This is a genomic window from Pseudomonas sp. AC463 (genome assembly GCF_979253585.1).
Genome location: NZ_CEEDDZ010000799.1, coordinates 1 through 258 on the forward strand (window position 1 = coordinate 1; position 258 = coordinate 258).

The 258-nt window shown below is 62.0% G+C and carries 1 protein-coding gene; it reads left to right on the plus strand.

Features of this window, described 5'->3' with window-relative positions; genetic code table 11:
* Positions 1–258 (plus strand): NAD(P)(+) transhydrogenase (Re/Si-specific) subunit beta (locus tag AC0IYH_RS32425; protein ID WP_471838445.1); only part of this gene is annotated, 258 nt, incomplete at both ends.

The window sequence follows — 258 nt, forward strand, 5'->3', positions numbered from 1 at the left end:
CGCCGTGCTGGTGGCCCTGGCCTTCGTCATCGGCGTGCTGATCATCATCCCGATTGGCGGCGCCGACATGCCGGTGGTGGTGTCGATGCTCAACAGCTACTCGGGCTGGGCAGCAGCTGGCATCGGTTTCTCGCTGAACAACTCGATGCTGATCATCGCAGGCAGCCTGGTCGGTTCGAGCGGCGCGATCCTCTCCTACATCATGTGCAAGGCCATGAACCGTTCGTTCTTCAACGTCATTCTCGGCGGCTTCGGCGG